Consider the following 15,823-nt stretch of genomic DNA (forward strand, 5'->3'; position numbering starts at 1 on the left):
CATGCGCCTTGTCCTTGTCCTGATTGGCCTCGCCCTCGCGGCGCCCGCCCCCGCCGAGCCGCTAGCAAAGTCGCTTTTCGGCGCGGAATCCACCGCGTCGCCCCATGCTCCGTCCCCCTTCGGCAGCTACTCCAAGGGATGCGTGGCCGGGGCCCGGCAGCTGCCCGAAACCGGCCCGACATGGCAGGCGATGCGCCTGTCGCGGAACCGGAACTGGGGCCATCCGGATACCATCGACTTCATCAAGGACCTGAGCGCCTTCGCCGCACGGCAGCCGGGCTGGAACGGGCTTTACATCGGCGACATCAGCCAGCCGCGCGGTGGGCCGATGCTGTCCGGACATGCCAGCCACCAGATCGGTCTTGATGTGGACATCTGGATGCTTCCCACATCCCGGATCAACCTGTCCCGCAACCAGCGCGAGAGTATCTCGTCGATATCGACCCGCCGGGCAGAGGGCGCTTTCGTCAATGGCAACTGGAGCCGGGCGCATCACGAGATCATCCGCGAGGCCGCCAAGGACCGGCGCGTCGCGCGGATTTTCGTGTTTCCCGGCGCCAAGGTGCAGATGTGCAAAGATGAGAAAGGCAATCGGAAATACCTGCGCAAGATCCGCCCCTGGTATGGGCATCACTATCATTTCCACGTGAGGCTGGCCTGTCCGCACGGTGAAAAAGGCTGCATCAACCAGGACGCCCCGCCTCGTGGCGACGGCTGCGCCGAGGCCCAACAATGGGTCAACAACATCCTGAACCCGCCGCCGCCGAAGAAAGCCGATCCCAACGCCCCGAAACCGAAGCCGCGCCGGGAATACGTGCTGGCGGACCTGCCCAGCCAATGCGCCTCGGTTCTGCGCTCCAACTGATCCTCGCCCTGACCTTCGGTTCGACCGCGGCCCTTGCGGAAAACACCCAGGCCCGGTTCCTGGGCAGTTTTCACTGGCAGATGCCGCAGCGCTGGTTCGGAGGCTTCTCGGGGTTGGAACTGTCCGCCGACGGGCGGCAGATGACTGCGATCACCGACCGCGGGCGCCTTGTTCTTGCGCGCATCCGGCGCGCGGGCGGTGCGATCGAGGGCATCGACGTTCGGCGCTCCTTTCCCTTGCGCGGTCACGGCGGCGCGCCGCTGATCGGCCAGATCGTCGATGCCGAAGGACTGGCAGAAGCGTCGGGCGGAACCGTCTTCGTTTCCTTTGAACGCATTCACCGCGTGGCCGGGTATCCGGAACCGTCAGCGCCGGCACAGGCGTTGCCCCGTCCGCAGTCGTTTCGCGACTTGCCCTGGAACGGCGGTTTCGAGGCGCTTGCCATCGACGGGTCCGGGCGTTTGTTCGCCCTGCCGGAAGACGTCCTGAGCCCTGACGGCGAAATCCCGGTTCATCGCTGGGCCGACGGATCTTGGTCGCAGCCCTTCGGGCTGCCCGGCGACGGCGATTTTCTGCCGGTGGGCGCGGATTTCGGCCCGGACGGGCGGTTCTATCTTCTGGAGCGCGCGGTCGGCCTTCTGGGGTTTCGGTCCCGCGTTCGCAGCTGGATCCTGACCGATACCGGCGGTCTGGACGAACGCCTGCATCTGCAGACCGACCGCCGCGACCACGACAATCTCGAAGGTCTCGCCGTCTGGCGCGATCCGGAGGGACGTATCCGCCTGACCATGATTTCGGATGATAATTTCCTGTTCTTCCAGCGCACGGAAGTGGTGGAATACGCGATCCCCTGACGAAAATCCGCCAAAAGGCTTGCGCGGCCGGTCCCGAACCGCTAGCAGCACGCTGCCCGTCCGAACGGCGGGACAAGTCGCCGCAACCTTGCAAAAAACGGGCACCCGAAATGACACGCGCACATCTTCCCGGCATTGTCGCGATGGCCGCCATCGTCGTGACGTCGAACATCCTCGTCCAGTTCCTGTTCGGCCAATGGCTGACCTGGGGCGCGTTCACCTATCCGCTGGCGTTCCTGGTCACGGACCTGATGAACCGGATCTATGGCGCCGGACCGGCCCGCACGGTCGTCTTCACGGGTTTCCTCGTCGGGGTCTTCTGTTCGCTCGTCGGCACGCAGATCATGGGAGAGTTCGGGCCGTTGGTGACGCTGCGGATCGCCATCGGGTCCGGGGTCGCGTTCCTGACCGCGCAATTGCTGGATGTCGCAATCTTTTCCCTGCTGCGCCGCGAAACCTGGTGGAAAGCGCCGCTGGCGTCGACCCTGATCGGATCGTCGGTGGACACGGTGCTGTTCTTTTCCATCGCCTTTTCGGCCAGCCTCGCCTGGCTGGAGCCGGCCAATGACACCGGCTGGGCCAACGAAGCCCTGCCGCTTCTCGGGATCGGACCGGTTGTTCCGCTTTGGGTCTCGCTTGCGATAGCGGATTGGAGCGTCAAGCTGGGCCTCGCCCTGATCGCCCTGATTCCGTTTCGCCTGATTGTCGGGCACTTGGATCCCCGATCTGTCCGGTAGTGAAGATTTTTCTTGGCGAAATCCGAAACCCGTGCGAGTCTGTGGATAACGTCAACAACGGAAAAGGAGGTGATCCAGTGTCGAGAAAGGTGTTGGAGCGAGGTGTCGGAACAACTTGGGAGGTTGCCCGCTAAGGCAGCCCTTGGCGGACAAGCCGCCCAAGGCGATCAGGTGATGGTCTGACCGACCCAGCCTCCGAATGACTTTCGAAGGGCCGTCCGGGCAATCGGGCGGCCCTTTCTGATCCCGCCGTCAGGCTGTATGGAACGCCCATGTTGCGCATCACCCAAGATATCGCCCTTCAGGACTGGGAACTGACCGAAAGCTTCGTCCGCGCCTCCGGCCCCGGCGGGCAGAACGTGAACAAGGTGGCGACGGCGGTGGAACTGCGTTTTGAAGCGGCCCGTTCGCCATCCTTGCCGGCGCCGGTCAAGACCCGGTTGAAACGCCTGGCCGGACGGCGCTGGACAAAGGACGGCGCGGTCGTGATCCAGTGCGACGAGACCCGCAGCCAGGCGCGCAACCGCGACATCGCCCGCCACCGGCTGGCGGAACTGGTCGCAAAGGCGCTCATCGCGCCCAAACGCCGGATCGCCACCAAGCCCACGAAAGGTTCGGTGCGCCGCAGGCTGGAGGCCAAGAAGGTGCGCGGCGAAATCAAGTCCCTGCGCGGTGCCGTCCGCGACGATTGAACCGCCCCTCGCGGCGGACCGTCCCGTCGGGCGATAAGACCCGTCATTTCGATTCAATTCCGAAACAAAGTGTCCTAACCTGCCCCGGATACAGAGCGCTTCGAGGGGGATTTTCATGCGACTGGACGGCAAGACGGCAATCGTGACAGGCGGTGCCTCCGGATTCGGGGCCGGCATCGTGCGCAAGTTCGTCGCCGAAGGCGCGCGCGTGATGATCGCCGACATCAACGGCGATGCGGCCCGCGCCATGGCGTCGGACATGGGCGATGGCGTCTTGGCGCAGACCGTGGACGTGGGCGATGGCGCATCGGTTCAGGCGATGGCCGACGCCGCTCTGTCGGCCTTCGGCGGGCTGGACATCCTCGTCAACAATGCCGGCGTCACCCATCTGCCAACGCCGATGGAAGAGGTCAGCGAAGACGAATTCGACCGGGTTGTCCGGGTCAACATGAAGTCGGTCTATCTCACCGCGCGCGCCCTGGTGCCGCATATGAAATCCCGTGGGACCGGGGCGATCCTGAACATCGCCTCCACGGCCGGCGTGTCCCCGCGGCCGCGGCTGAACTGGTATAACGCGTCAAAGGGCTGGATGATCACCGCCACCCGGACCATGGCGGTGGAACTCGCCCCGGACGGCGTCCGCGTCAACGCATTGAACCCGGTGGCCGGAGAAACGCCGCTGCTGAAATCCTTCCTCGGCGAAGACACCCCGGAGATGCGCGCCAAGTTCCTTGCCACGATCCCGCTGGGCCGGTTTTCCCAGCCCGAAGATCTCGGCAACGCGGCCTGCTTCCTCTGCTCGGACGAGGCCAGCATGATCACCGGCGTCGCGATGGAGGTCGATGGCGGCCGTTGCATCTGAGCGCGCGACCCGTTGCTTTCCGGTTCCACATACCGGCGTGCGCCCGGACCGGGTGCAAGCCGAACCGACTGCGTGCAAGGCACGCTCCATTAAACAGGACTGGCGCATGAGACCCGGCCCCCGCAACCTGATCACCGACGTGCCCGGCCTGCTGGTCGGCAATGCCCAGGACACAAGACTCAAATCCGGCACCACCGTGCTGCTCGGGCAGGACCGGCTCACCGCGTCCTATTCGGTGATGGGCGGTGCGCCGGGCACCCGCGAAACCGATCTGATGGAACCCGACAAGTCCGTTGCCCAGATCGACGCGCTGGTGCTGTCCGGCGGTTCGACCTACGGGCTCGACGCGGCCTCGGGCGTGGTGGCGGGCCTGCGCGACCGGGGCAGAGGTCTGCCGCTCCTGCACCTGCGCATCCCGCTGGTCCCGGCGGCGATCATCTTCGACCTGCTTAATGGCGGCGAAAAGGATTGGGGCGAAAACCCTTATCCGGCCCTGGGCCGCGCCGCGCTGGAAAACGCCCGCGCCGATTTCGAGATCGGCAGCGTTGGCGCCGGGACGGGGGCGCTGACCGGCATGCAAAAGGGCGGGCTGGGATCGGCGTCGCTGGTGCTCGAAAGCGGCGTGACGGTCGGGGCGCTGATCGCCGCGAACCCGGTGGGCAGCGTCACCACCCCTGGCGAGCGGCATTTCTGGGCCGCGCCGCTCGAGATCGACGCCGAATTCGGCGGCCTCGGTCCTGATCCGCGCGCTGGACTTGGCCGGACGTTCGAAAGCCGCAAGGCCGGGGCCTTCGCGCAGATGGCCAACACCGCCATCGGAATCGTGGCCACCGACGCCGGACTGACCAAGGCCCAGGCGAAACGGGTGGCGACCGTGGCGCATGACGGTATCGCCCGCGCGATCGTGCCGTCGCACATGCCCAATGACGGCGACCTGATATTTGCGGTCTCGACCAACGGCCGCCAGATGCGCGCACCCGAAAGCGACATCCGTGACATCGGCCATGCCGCCGCGCTCTGTATCGCCCGCGCGGTCGCCCGCGCGGTTTACCACGCCCGCCCGGCCCCCGGCGATCTGTTGCCCTGCTGGGCGGATACGGCGCCATGACCGGCAAGATCCCCGCATGGGTGGACGGCGTGCTGACCCCGGTGGACAAGCTCGCTGTCCACAGGACCGGCCTGCGGCACAAGGCGGTTTCGGTTTTCGTGATCCGCGACCGGTCGATCCTGATGCAACGCCGCGCGCTGGGAAAATACCATACGCCGGGGCTTTGGGCGAACAGCTGTTGCACCCACCCGGACTGGGATGAAACCGCCGCCGATTGCGCGGTCCGGCGGCTGCGCGAGGAACTGGGTATCTCGGGGCTGAGTCCCGAACACCGGCAATTGCTGGAATACCGGGCCGAGGTGGGCGGCGGCATGGTCGAACACGAAGTGGTGGATGTCTTCGTCGCCACCGCGCCGACGGAACTGACGATAACACCCGATCCCGGCGAGGTGATGGACACCCGCTGGACCGCCTATGCCGATTTGCTGGAAGACGTAGCCCGGCGCCCGGACCGATACACGCCATGGCTCAGGATCTATCTCGGGCAGCATTCCGATGCGATCTTCGGCAAGGACTGGACGGAAAAATGACGGGACAGCGCATATGACCGTTCTCATCGCCGGAGCCGGCATCGCCGGTCTTTCGCTTGGCCTGACGCTGCACCAGATCGGGGTGCCTTTCCGCATTTTCGAGGCGACCCGCGCGATCAGGCCGCTGGGCGTCGGTATCAACCTGCAACCCAATGCGGTGCGCGAGCTGTTCGACCTGGGGCTGGAACAGGACCTTGAAACCATCGGAATCAGAACCCGGCAATACGGGTTCTACAGCAAGCACGGGCTGCGCATATGGGAAGAACCGCGCGGAACATGGGCCGGTTACAACTGGCCACAGTATTCCGTGCATCGCGGCAGGCTTCAGATGCTGCTCTACGATGCGCTGGTGGCCCGCGCGAGCGCGGAATGCGTCGTCACCGGCGCGCGCGCCGCCGGGTTCGAAACCCACAAGGATCATGCGGTTCTGATCCTCGACTCCGGCGACAGGATCACCGGCGACCTCGTCATCGCCGCCGATGGCATCCACTCCGCCCTGCGCGCCCGGATGTATCCGGACGAAGGCGCTCCGATCTGGAATGGCCGGGTTCTCTGGCGCGCCACGACGCAAGCCGAAGCCTTTTTCGGGGGCGGCGCGATGGTGATGATCGGCCACGACGACCTGCGCATCGTCGCCTATCCGATTTCCGACCCGGACCCGGACACCGGCCAGGTCACGATGAACTGGATCGCCGAGAAGCGCTTTGACCCGGCGATCGGCTGGAAACGCGAAGACTGGAACAGGCCCGCGAACATCGAGGATTTCCTGCCTGATTTTGCCGGCTGGACCTTTGACTGGATCGACGTTCCGGCCCTGATCACCGGGGCCGCGCAGGTGTTCGAATATCCGATGGTCGATCGCGACCCGCTGCCGGGCTGGACCGTCGGTCGCGTGACCCTCATGGGCGATGCCGCGCATCCGACCTATCCGGTCGGATCCAACGGGGCGAGCCAGGCCATCATCGACGCCCGCATGATCGGAGCGGCCCTGGTGAGACATGGCATCGGCCCGGACGCGCTGACGGCATACGAAGCGGAGGTGCGCCCGGTCACGACAGGCGTCGGGCTGGCCAACCGCGGCAGCGGACCGGACGCGATTCTCCAGCGGGTCGAAGATCTCTGCGGCGGCCGGTTCGACGACATCACCGAGGTGATCCCGTTGGCCGATCTCGCCGCCCATTCCGAGCGCTACAAGACGCTGGCCGGATTCTCGGTCGAAGCGCTGAACGCCAAGCCCCCGATCCTGCCGCGAGACGCACGGATCGGCTGACAAAATCTCCTTGTATAACCCGGCGTCTCTGACAAGACTGAGGCCGGACCGAACCGTCAAACGGCATGATCTGACCGACAGGGAGACGCAACATGATCGATCTGAAGAAACTGGCGTTCGCCAGCACCATCGCGCTTGCCGCCGGGATCGGGGCCGCGCAGGCGCAGGGCGACCTGACCGTCGCGGTGCAACTGGAACCGCCGCATCTGGACCCGACCAGTGCCGCGGCGGGTGCCATTGACGATGTGGTCTATTCGAACATCTTCGAGGGTCTCACCCGGTTCATGAGCGATGGCACCGTCGTGCCCGGACTGGCGGAAAGCTGGGAAATTTCGGATGACGGATTGGTCTATACGTTCAAGCTGCGCGAAGGCGTGACCTTCCACGACGGCACCGCGATGGACGCCGAAGACGTCAAGTTCAGCCTGGACCGCGCGCGGGCCGAGGACAGCGTGAATGCGCAGAAGGCGCTGTTCACCAGCATTTCCGACGTTGCCATCATCGATCCGCTGACCGTGCGGGTCACGCTCAGCGAACCCAACGGGCTGTTCCTCTTCAACATGGCCTGGGGTGACGCGGTGATCGTCGCGCCCGAAAGCATCGACACCATCAAGACCAACCCCATCGGCACCGGCGCGTTCAGGTTCGTGAACTGGGTGCAGGGCGACCGGATCGACATCGAGAAGAACCCCGAATACTGGGGCACGCCGGCCAGGCTCGACAATGCCACGTTCAAGTTCATCAGCGACCCGACCGCCGCCTTCGCCGCGGTCATGGCCGAAGATGTGGATATGTTCAGCACCTTCCCGTCGCCCGAGAACCTGCCACAATTCGAAGCCGATCCGCGGTTCCAGGTTCTCGTCGGGTCCACCGAAGGCGAAACCATCCTGGCCATCAACAACAAGCTCCCGCCGTTTGACAACGTGAAGGTGCGCGAGGCGGTAGCCCATGCGATCGACCGCCAGGCGATCATCGACGGGGCCATGTTCGGACTGGGCACGCCCATCGGCACCCATTTCGCGCCGCATCACCCGGCCTATGTCGATCTGACCGCGAATTCCGCCCACGACCCGGACAAAGCCAGGGCGCTGCTGGCCGAGGCGGGATTCCCCGACGGGTTTGAAACCACGCTGCACCTGCCGCCGCCCTCTTATGCCCGTCGGGGCGGCGAGATCATCGCCGCGCAACTGGCCGCGGTCGGCATCAAGGCGGAAATCACCAACGTCGAATGGGCACAGTGGCTGGAAACCGTTTTCAAGGGCAAGAATTTCGGCCTCACCATCGTGAGCCACACCGAGCCGATGGATATCGGCATCTACGCAAGGCCCGACTATTATTTCCAGTATGACAACAAGGCATTCCAGGATCTGATCGCCGAGTTAAACAAGACGACGGACCCGAACGAGCGCACGGCATTGCTGCAACAGGCGCAAACCGTCATCGCCAACGACTTCGTCAACGGCTTTCTGTTCCAGCTTGCCAAACCTGTCGTCGCCAAGATCGGGCTCGAGGGATTCTGGGTCAATGCGCCCACCCAGGCCGTGGATCTGACCGCCGTAGGCTGGACCGAATGATCGGCCCAAGACATTCACCTGAGAGGAGACATTCGATGAGATCCCTAATCCTGAGCGCCGGTCTTCTGGCGCTCGCAGGCAGTGCGCAGGCCCGCGACGCGGCAGAATGCGAAGCGCTGCACAACACGGCCCTGCAAGGCGGTTTCGTGAGTTCGGCCCGCGTGGTCGAGGCGAGCGAGTCCCTGCCCGCCTATTGCGAGGTGCGCGCCACGGCGCTGCCGGCCATTTCCATCGAGGTGCGCCTGCCGATGGAGAACTGGAACGGCAAATACTACCAGGCCGGCTGCGGCGGTTTCTGCGGCATCCTGGGCCGGGCCGATGCGGCGGCGGGCTGGGTCAACGCGATGAAACCCGGTCTGGAACGCGGCTATGCCACGGCCACGTCCGACAGCGGCCACCATGCCCTGTCGGTGGTCGATGCGGGCTGGGCCGACGCCAACCCCCATGCGGAACGTGACTGGGGCTGGCGGTCGATCGGGGAAACCCACCGGGTTGCGCAGGCAATGATCGAACGGTTCTATGGCGGCGGGTCCGAACAGGCGATCTTCCAGGGCTGTTCCACCGGCGGGCGCATGGCGCATGTGGCGGCGCTGCGCTATCCGGATATGTTCGACGGGATCATCTCCGGCGCCCCGGCGATGGATTATCCCGGCCTCGTGGCCACCGCCTCCTCCTGGCTCGTCCAGTCAAACACCGATGCCGATGGCAACACCATTCTCAAACCCGGCAAGGACAAGCTGATCGGCGATGCGGTGATGGCGCAATGCGACGGGCTCGACGGGGCCGAGGACGGGCTGATCTCGGACCCGCGGCAATGTCCGGCCGATCTTGCGGCGCTGCAATGCGACGGCACGCAGGCCGAAGACACCTGCCTGACCCCGGACGAACTCGGCGTCATCGCCAAATGGCGCCAGGGTCCGGTCAACAAGGCGGGCGAACAACTCTACCCAGGCGGCATCCCGGCGGGCTCCGAACCGTTCTGGTGGCTCTGGCTGACCGGCAAGGATGAAAACTCCGGCGGCCTTATCCCGGCCTTCGCCACCGGCTTTGGCCGCTACATGGCGTTCGATGACGATCCGGGCGAAAACTGGACTCCGCTCGATTTCGATTTCGACCGCGATCCGGACCGGATGAGCTTCGCCTATGCCAATTACAACGGCGACAACCCGGACATCTCCGCCTTCCGCGAGGCGGGCGGCAAGATGATCGTCTGGCACGGCTGGGCCGACGCGATCGTGCCGCCCTTGAAGACCGTGGACTGGTATGAAAAGGCCGCGGAAACAGCCGGCGGCGAAGACGCGCTGAAGGAAGACGTCGCGCTGTTCATGATCCCCGGACTCGATCATTGTGGCCTGCTGCCGGGGCCGGGCGGCGTCTCGCAGAACAGCCTGGACCCGATGACCCCGCTCGAAGCCTGGCTGAACGACGGGGTCCGGCCGGAGTCGATCGCGGTCTCCCAATGATCCGGCGCGGGGTGGCCCGACGGGCCGCCCCGCACGACCCATTCAAGCGCGGGTTGGAAATGGCTTCCGGATTCGCGTTGGATTCGAATTCGTTGCCTGAATCCGTTCAGATCGGCATGATCCCTGTCACGGATACCCAAGCGGGACATGCCGGCTGAAAGGACATTCCATGGACCTGAAAAATTACGACGCGCCTTCGATCATATTGAAAAAATGCACAGGCGAAACCAAGATCGAGTCTTTCAAGAAGATATCGGAGCGGATGGACAAGGCCGCGGACGAGATCGACCGCGAGGCCGACAAGCTGGACAAGGCGATCAAACAGATCAATCCGCATACCGACAAGTTGCAGGCGCAGTTCAACAAGTTCTACATGCAGATGAGCAAAGCTGCCAATGCCGGATCGGATACTGCCAAGGCTATGGCGACCGCGGCCTCCACATTACGCGACGTGACCAAAACCTATACAAGGGAGCTTCGCGATGCCACCGAGACGTTGAGCGCCTTGCAGAACATGTACACGACGCTCGCCAAGGCCATCGCCAAGGCTGACAAATCCGGGAGTTCTGCTGACAAGATGAAAGCGGAAATCGCGGCCAAGGCCTATGAAAAGGCCTGCAAGGCCGGGGAAAAGAAGCTCTATATTCTCTCGTCGACGAACAAGTTTGCGCAGAAAGGCCAGGAAAAGTCGGCGAAATTTCTGAAGAACAATTATCTGAGTTCGGCCGAGACGATGGATCGGATCCTGACCCGCATGAAGGATTACCTCCTGAAGGATGAAGGGCTGGCCGGTAGCACCAGAGGCGAATTGGAAAACGCCCAGCGGGAATTGGCCTGGGTCAAGGACCTGTCGAAATAGCTTTCCCGCCGGTTTCTTCCCGATTGTGAACGGGCCTGACCGACCGTCCGGCCTGCTGTCCGGGAATGATCGGCAGGAGTCGATGGGTCCAGGCAAATGGCAGGACGCATGGCCCTCGCGGGGCGGTCTGACCCGCGCTCCCGCGCGATGGGCGCTGGACGCTGTCAACGGCCCGCCCTAACGTGGCCGCGATGCTGCGCTATGCTCTCAAACGTCTCCTGTCCTTGCTCCTCAGCCTGGCCGTGGCCTCGCTGGTCATCTTCTTCGTCATCGAAGTCGCGCCGGGGGATCCGGCGAGCTTCATGCTCGGCATTAACGCCCAGCCTGAAACGGTCGCCGCCCTGCGCTCCGAACTCGGACTCGATGTTGCGAAATGGCAAAGGTATCTCGATTGGACCGGCGGCATGCTCACCGGGGATTTCGGCACCTCCTATACCTACCGCACCCCGGTCGCCGAGATGATCCGAGACAGGCTCTGGGTGTCCCTGCCGCTGGCGCTCTATGCGCTGACCCTGTCGACGGCCATCGCCTTTCCGGCCGGGATCTACGCCGCGTCGCGCCGGGGCAAGCCGGGCGATATCGCGGTCATGGGGGCGACGCAGATTGGCGTCGCCGTGCCGAATTTCTGGTTCGCGATGATGCTGGTCCTGATTTTCGCCGTCAACCTGCGCTGGTTCAGCGCCGGAGGCTTCGCCGGGTGGGACACGGGCGTCTGGACCGGCATCAGATCCCTGACGCTGCCGGCGATTTCCCTGGCCTTGCCGCAGGCGGCGATCCTTGCGCGGGTCATGCGATCGTCGCTGCTCGACATCCTGGGCGAAGATTTCATGCGCACCGCCCGCGCCAAGGGACTGTCGCGCCGCCAGGCCCTTTGGCGGCACGGGATGCGCAACGCCCTGATCCCCGTCCTGACCATCATCGGATTGCAATTTTCCTTCTTGCTGGCCGGATCGATCATCATCGAACAGGTGTTCTACCTGCCGGGGCTCGGACGCCTCGTATTCCAGTCGATCAGTTCACGGGACCTGATCGTCGTGGAAAGCGTCGTCATGCTGCTGGTGTTCTCGGTAATCCTTGTGAACTTTCTGGTCGATCTCGCCTATGCGCTGGTCGATCCGCGGCTGAGGGCGCGGACATGAACCGCAACCTGATCATCGGCGGGTTGCTGTCCTCGCTCTTCGTGCTGGCGGCGCTCCTGTCTTTTGTCTGGACGCCGTTCGACCACGCCGCGATGGATATCCCGGCCAAGCTGAAACTACCGGGCGCACCGCACTGGTTCGGAACCGATCATTTCGGGCGCGACATGTTCAGCATGATCATGGTCGGCGCGCGCACATCCATCGCCGTCGCCCTGGTCGCGGTCGGTATCGGAATGGCCTTGGGCGTACCCCTGGGTCTGACCGCGGCGGCCCGCAAGGGCAGTTGGCTGGACGAACTGATCATGCGCGGCAACGACCTGGTTTTCGCCTTCCCGTCGCTGGTGATCGCCATTCTCATCACCGCGGTGTTCGGCGCCGGCGCGCTCAACGCGATCATCGCCATAGGCATCTTCAACATTCCCGTCTTCGCCCGGATCACCCGCAGCGCCGCGCTTTCGCTATGGGAACGCGATTTCATCCTGACTGCCCGCGTCTCGGGCAAATCCAGCGCCCGCATATCCTTCGAACATATCCTGCCCAACGTCATGAACCTCCTGATCGTGCAGGGCACGATCCAGTTCAGCCTCGGCATTCTGGCCGAAGCCGGCCTGTCCTATGTCGGGCTGGGCGCGCAACCGCCGACGCCAAGCTGGGGGCGAATGCTGGCGGATGCCCAGACGATGGTCAGCTTTGCGCCGCATCTGGCGCTGGTTCCGGGCATGGCGATCATCCTGACCGTTCTCGGGCTGAACCTGATGGGCGACGGGCTTCGGGACTATCTGGATCCGCGCCTGCGGGTGGTGCGAACATGAGCTTGCTGACGATTTCCGACCTGTCGCTGTCGATCCACAAAATCCGGATTCTCAGCGACGTGTCGCTGACCGTCGAACCCGGCGAAATCGTGGCCGTGACCGGGGAAAGCGGATCGGGCAAATCCATGACCGCGCTGGCCGTGATGCAGCTTTTGCCGGATCGCGCCAGGACGACCGGCTCCATCCGCCTGAACCGGACGGAACTGACCGCCTTGCCGGAACCTAACCTCTGCGCCATCCGGGGCAGCGACATCGGCATGGTCTTCCAGGAACCGATGACGGCGCTCAACCCGGTGAAGACCATCGGCGACCAGGTGATCGAAACGATCCTGGTGCACAAGGCCATGCCGCCGGCAGAGGCGCGCGCCCGCGCCCGCGACGTGCTGGACCGGGTCGGGCTGCCCGCCGACCGCTTCCCGCTGTCGCGCTATCCGCACGAACTGTCCGGGGGCCAGCGCCAGCGCGTCGTTATCGCCATGGCCATCGCCCTGCGACCGAAACTGCTGATCGCCGATGAACCCACGACGGCGCTGGACGTGACCACCCAGGCGCAGATCCTCGACCTGCTCAAGGGACTCGTCGCAGACTATGGCATGGGGCTGCTGATGATCACCCACGACCTTGCGGTTGTGGCGGAAATGGCGGACCGTATCGTCGTGATGCGCAATGGCGTCGTCGTCGAGACCGGGCAGACCCGGTCACTGCTGACCCATATGCAGCACCCCTATACCCGGATGCTGTTCGAAGCCTCGGGGCATCGCGTCAAACTTCCCCCGGCGCCGGAACCGCAGGCCTTGTTGCAGGTCCGGAACGTCAGCCGGGATTACAGGCTGCCGCGCACCCGGCTGCTTGCCGATCCCGGCAGGTTCCGCGCGCTCGATGACGTCAGCTTTACCCTGAACCGGGGCGAACGGCTCGGCCTCGTGGGCGAAAGCGGTTGCGGAAAGTCGACGCTGACCCGCGCCATCCTTGGCCTGGATCCGGTTCAGGAAGGGCAGATCCTTCTGGACGAAACGCCTGTCTTTTCGGGGCATCGGGCCAATTCCGCCGTGCGGCGCAAGATGCAGGTGGTGTTTCAGGATCCTTTCGGATCGTTCAACCCGCGCCACCGGGTCGAACGGCTGATCACCGAACCGTTCTTTCTGCTGCAATCTCCCCCGACCGGCGCAGAGCGGCAAGCGGCGATTGCCGAATCCCTTGTGGCCGTGGGCCTGAAGCCGGAAGACGGCGGGAAATACATCCACGAATTTTCCGGCGGGCAGCGTCAGCGGATCGCCATCGCCCGCGCCCTGATCATCCGGCCCGAACTGATCGTTTTCGACGAAGCCGTCAGCGCGCTGGACGTGTCGGTGCGGGCGCAGATTCTCGACCTGCTCGCCGATCTCTGCGTCGCCTACAATCTCAGCTACCTGTTCATCAGCCACGACCTGAGCGTCGTGCGCACCGTGACCGACCGGGTGCTGGTCATGAAATCGGGGCGGATCGTGGAACAGGGCGACACGGAAACCGTGTTCACCGCGCCCAGACATCCCTATACCCAATCGCTGATCGCCGCAGCCCCGCGCCTGCCCGATCTGGAAAGCCTGAAACGGAGTCCACACCATGCCTGATCTTCTCTGGTTCGATCCAGCCCTCTGCCTGATCGGCGGCCAATGGCTGCCCGCCGGAAGCGGCGAGACCTTGCCGCTGACGAACCCGTCCGATGGCAGCGAGATCTGCCGCATCGCCCGCGGCGGCGCCGGCGACATCGACGCCGCGGTCGGGGCGGCCCAGGCAGCCATCGCGGGCGAATGGGGCCGGATGAGCGCCCTGGAACGCGGCCGCATCCTGACCCGGATCGGGCAGCTTGTTCTCGACCGGGCCGACGACCTCGCCCGGATCGAGGCGGCAGATGTCGGCAAACCCCTGACCCAGGCGCGCGCGGATGCGGTGGCGCTGGCCCGCTACATGGAATTCTACGGCGGGGCCGCCGACAAGGTGCATGGCGAAACCATACCCTATCTTGACGGCTACACGGTCTACACCCTGCGCGAGCCGCATGGCGTCACCGGCCATATCGTGCCGTGGAACTATCCGATGCAGATCATCGGGCGGTCCGTCGGAGCAGCGCTGGCGATGGGCAATGCGGCGGTTCTGAAACCGGCGGAAGAAGCCTGCCTCACGGCGCTCGCCTTCGCCCATATCGCGCAGGAAGCCGGTCTGCCGGACGGCGCGCTGAATGTCGTGCCGGGGCTGGGTCGGGAAGCCGGGGCCGCGCTGTCGAGGCATCCGGGCGTGCAGCATCTGAGCTTTACCGGATCGGTGGCGACCGGCGCCCTGGTGCAGGCGGCCGCCGCGCGCAACGTGGTTCCCGTGACCCTGGAGCTGGGCGGGAAGTCGCCGCAGATCGTGTTCGACGATGCGGATATAGATGCCGCCCTGCCGTTTCTCGTCAATGCCGGGGTTCAGAACGCGGGCCAGACCTGTTCCGCCTCCTCCCGCATCCTGGTGCAGCGCGGCGTATACGACGCGGTCAGGGACCGCATGGCGGCGGCCTATGCCGACCTGACGGTGGGGCCGGCGGTCGATGACCTCAGGGTCGGGCCGCTGATCTCGACGCGCCAGAAAGAGATCGTCACCGGCTTTCTCGCCCGTGGCGCGGACCTGACCGTGGCCGCACGGGGCCGGATCGTCGATCATGCGCCCGCAAGCGGCGCTTTTGTCGCCCCGACCCTGTTCGCGGACGTGCCGCCCGACCATCCTCTGGCCCAGCAGGAGATTTTCGGGCCTGTGCAGGTCATGATTCCCTTCGACACGGAAGACGAGGCGCTGCGGATCGCCAACGGCACGGACTACGGCCTGGTGGCGAGCGTCTGGACCCGTGACGGCGCACGTCAGATGCGCCTGGCCAGGGCGCTGAAATCCGGCCAGGTGTTCCTGAACAACTACGGCGCGGGCGGCGGGGTCGAACTGCCGTTTGGGGGGGTCGGAAAATCCGGCCATGGCCGCGAGAAGGGATTCGAGGCGCTTTACGGTTTCTCGCAACTAAAGACGGTGGCGGCCTTTCATGGCTGACCCG

The 15,823-nt window shown here is 64.8% G+C and carries 15 protein-coding genes; all 15 read left to right on the top strand.

Features of this window, described 5'->3' with window-relative positions; all coding sequences use genetic code 11:
- Position 1: 1 nt before the first annotated feature.
- The 15 genes from mepA to QO034_RS00310 all read left to right on the top strand — a co-directional run bounded on the left by mepA (position 2) and on the right by QO034_RS00310 (position 15,819).
- Positions 2-865, top strand: a complete 864-nt coding sequence (gene mepA / locus QO034_RS00240) for a penicillin-insensitive murein endopeptidase (RefSeq protein WP_284483791.1) — start codon at positions 2-4, stop codon at positions 863-865.
- On the top strand, positions 838-1,719 hold the full coding sequence (locus QO034_RS00245) for an esterase-like activity of phytase family protein (protein ID WP_284483483.1): 882 nt from the start codon (positions 838-840) through the stop codon (positions 1,717-1,719). Before mepA ends, QO034_RS00245 begins: the two co-directional genes overlap by 28 nt.
- A gap of 110 nt (positions 1,720-1,829) precedes the next feature.
- Positions 1,830-2,456, top strand: a complete 627-nt coding sequence (locus QO034_RS00250) for a queuosine precursor transporter (RefSeq protein ID WP_284483484.1) — start codon at positions 1,830-1,832, stop codon at positions 2,454-2,456.
- A 272-nt stretch (positions 2,457-2,728) separates the two neighbouring features.
- A complete protein-coding gene (gene arfB / locus QO034_RS00255) occupies positions 2,729-3,148 on the top strand; it encodes an alternative ribosome rescue aminoacyl-tRNA hydrolase ArfB (RefSeq protein WP_284483485.1) in 420 nt (139 codons plus the stop codon).
- Between the two features lie 115 nt (positions 3,149-3,263).
- On the top strand, positions 3,264-4,010 hold the full coding sequence (locus tag QO034_RS00260) for an SDR family oxidoreductase (protein WP_284483486.1): 747 nt from the start codon (positions 3,264-3,266) through the stop codon (positions 4,008-4,010).
- A gap of 106 nt (positions 4,011-4,116) precedes the next feature.
- Positions 4,117-5,118, top strand: coding sequence for a P1 family peptidase (locus QO034_RS00265; RefSeq protein WP_284483487.1), 1,002 nt, complete (start codon positions 4,117-4,119; stop codon positions 5,116-5,118).
- Positions 5,115-5,648, top strand: a complete 534-nt coding sequence (gene idi, locus QO034_RS00270) for an isopentenyl-diphosphate Delta-isomerase (protein WP_284483488.1) — start codon at positions 5,115-5,117, stop codon at positions 5,646-5,648. The genes QO034_RS00265 and idi overlap by 4 nt, the downstream gene beginning before the upstream one ends.
- A gap of 13 nt (positions 5,649-5,661) precedes the next feature.
- Complete coding sequence (locus QO034_RS00275; RefSeq protein WP_284483489.1) at positions 5,662-6,918, top strand: flavin-dependent oxidoreductase; 1,257 nt, start codon at positions 5,662-5,664, stop codon at positions 6,916-6,918.
- Between the two features lie 92 nt (positions 6,919-7,010).
- The gene (locus tag QO034_RS00280) at positions 7,011-8,492 is read left to right on the top strand and encodes an ABC transporter substrate-binding protein (protein WP_284483490.1); all 1,482 of its coding nucleotides are present in this window, start codon (positions 7,011-7,013) and stop codon (positions 8,490-8,492) included.
- Between the two features lie 35 nt (positions 8,493-8,527).
- Positions 8,528-9,955: a tannase/feruloyl esterase family alpha/beta hydrolase gene (locus QO034_RS00285; protein ID WP_284483491.1), complete on the top strand. Its 1,428-nt coding sequence runs from the start codon at positions 8,528-8,530 to the stop codon at positions 9,953-9,955.
- A 169-nt stretch (positions 9,956-10,124) separates the two neighbouring features.
- Positions 10,125-10,814 (top strand): hypothetical protein, encoded by a 690-nt coding sequence (locus QO034_RS00290; RefSeq protein ID WP_284483492.1) that lies wholly within the window; start codon positions 10,125-10,127, stop codon positions 10,812-10,814.
- 191 nt (positions 10,815-11,005) lie between these two features.
- Positions 11,006-11,953, top strand: a complete 948-nt coding sequence (locus QO034_RS00295; protein ID WP_284483493.1) for an ABC transporter permease — start codon at positions 11,006-11,008, stop codon at positions 11,951-11,953.
- The gene (locus tag QO034_RS00300; RefSeq protein WP_284483494.1) at positions 11,950-12,765 is read left to right on the top strand and encodes an ABC transporter permease; all 816 of its coding nucleotides are present in this window, start codon (positions 11,950-11,952) and stop codon (positions 12,763-12,765) included. Before QO034_RS00295 ends, QO034_RS00300 begins: the two co-directional genes overlap by 4 nt.
- A complete protein-coding gene (locus QO034_RS00305; protein WP_284483495.1) occupies positions 12,762-14,375 on the top strand; it encodes an ABC transporter ATP-binding protein in 1,614 nt (537 codons plus the stop codon). The genes QO034_RS00300 and QO034_RS00305 overlap by 4 nt, the downstream gene beginning before the upstream one ends.
- Positions 14,368-15,819 carry an aldehyde dehydrogenase family protein gene (locus QO034_RS00310; RefSeq protein ID WP_284483496.1) on the top strand — a complete coding sequence of 484 codons (1,452 nt, stop codon included), beginning with the start codon at positions 14,368-14,370 and terminating at the stop codon, positions 15,817-15,819. The genes QO034_RS00305 and QO034_RS00310 overlap by 8 nt, the downstream gene beginning before the upstream one ends.
- The last annotated feature ends 4 nt before the right edge of the window (positions 15,820-15,823 follow it).

Origin of the sequence: Sedimentitalea xiamensis (assembly GCF_030164465.1) — a bacterium.
Lineage (GTDB): Bacteria > Pseudomonadota > Alphaproteobacteria > Rhodobacterales > Rhodobacteraceae > Sedimentitalea > Sedimentitalea xiamensis.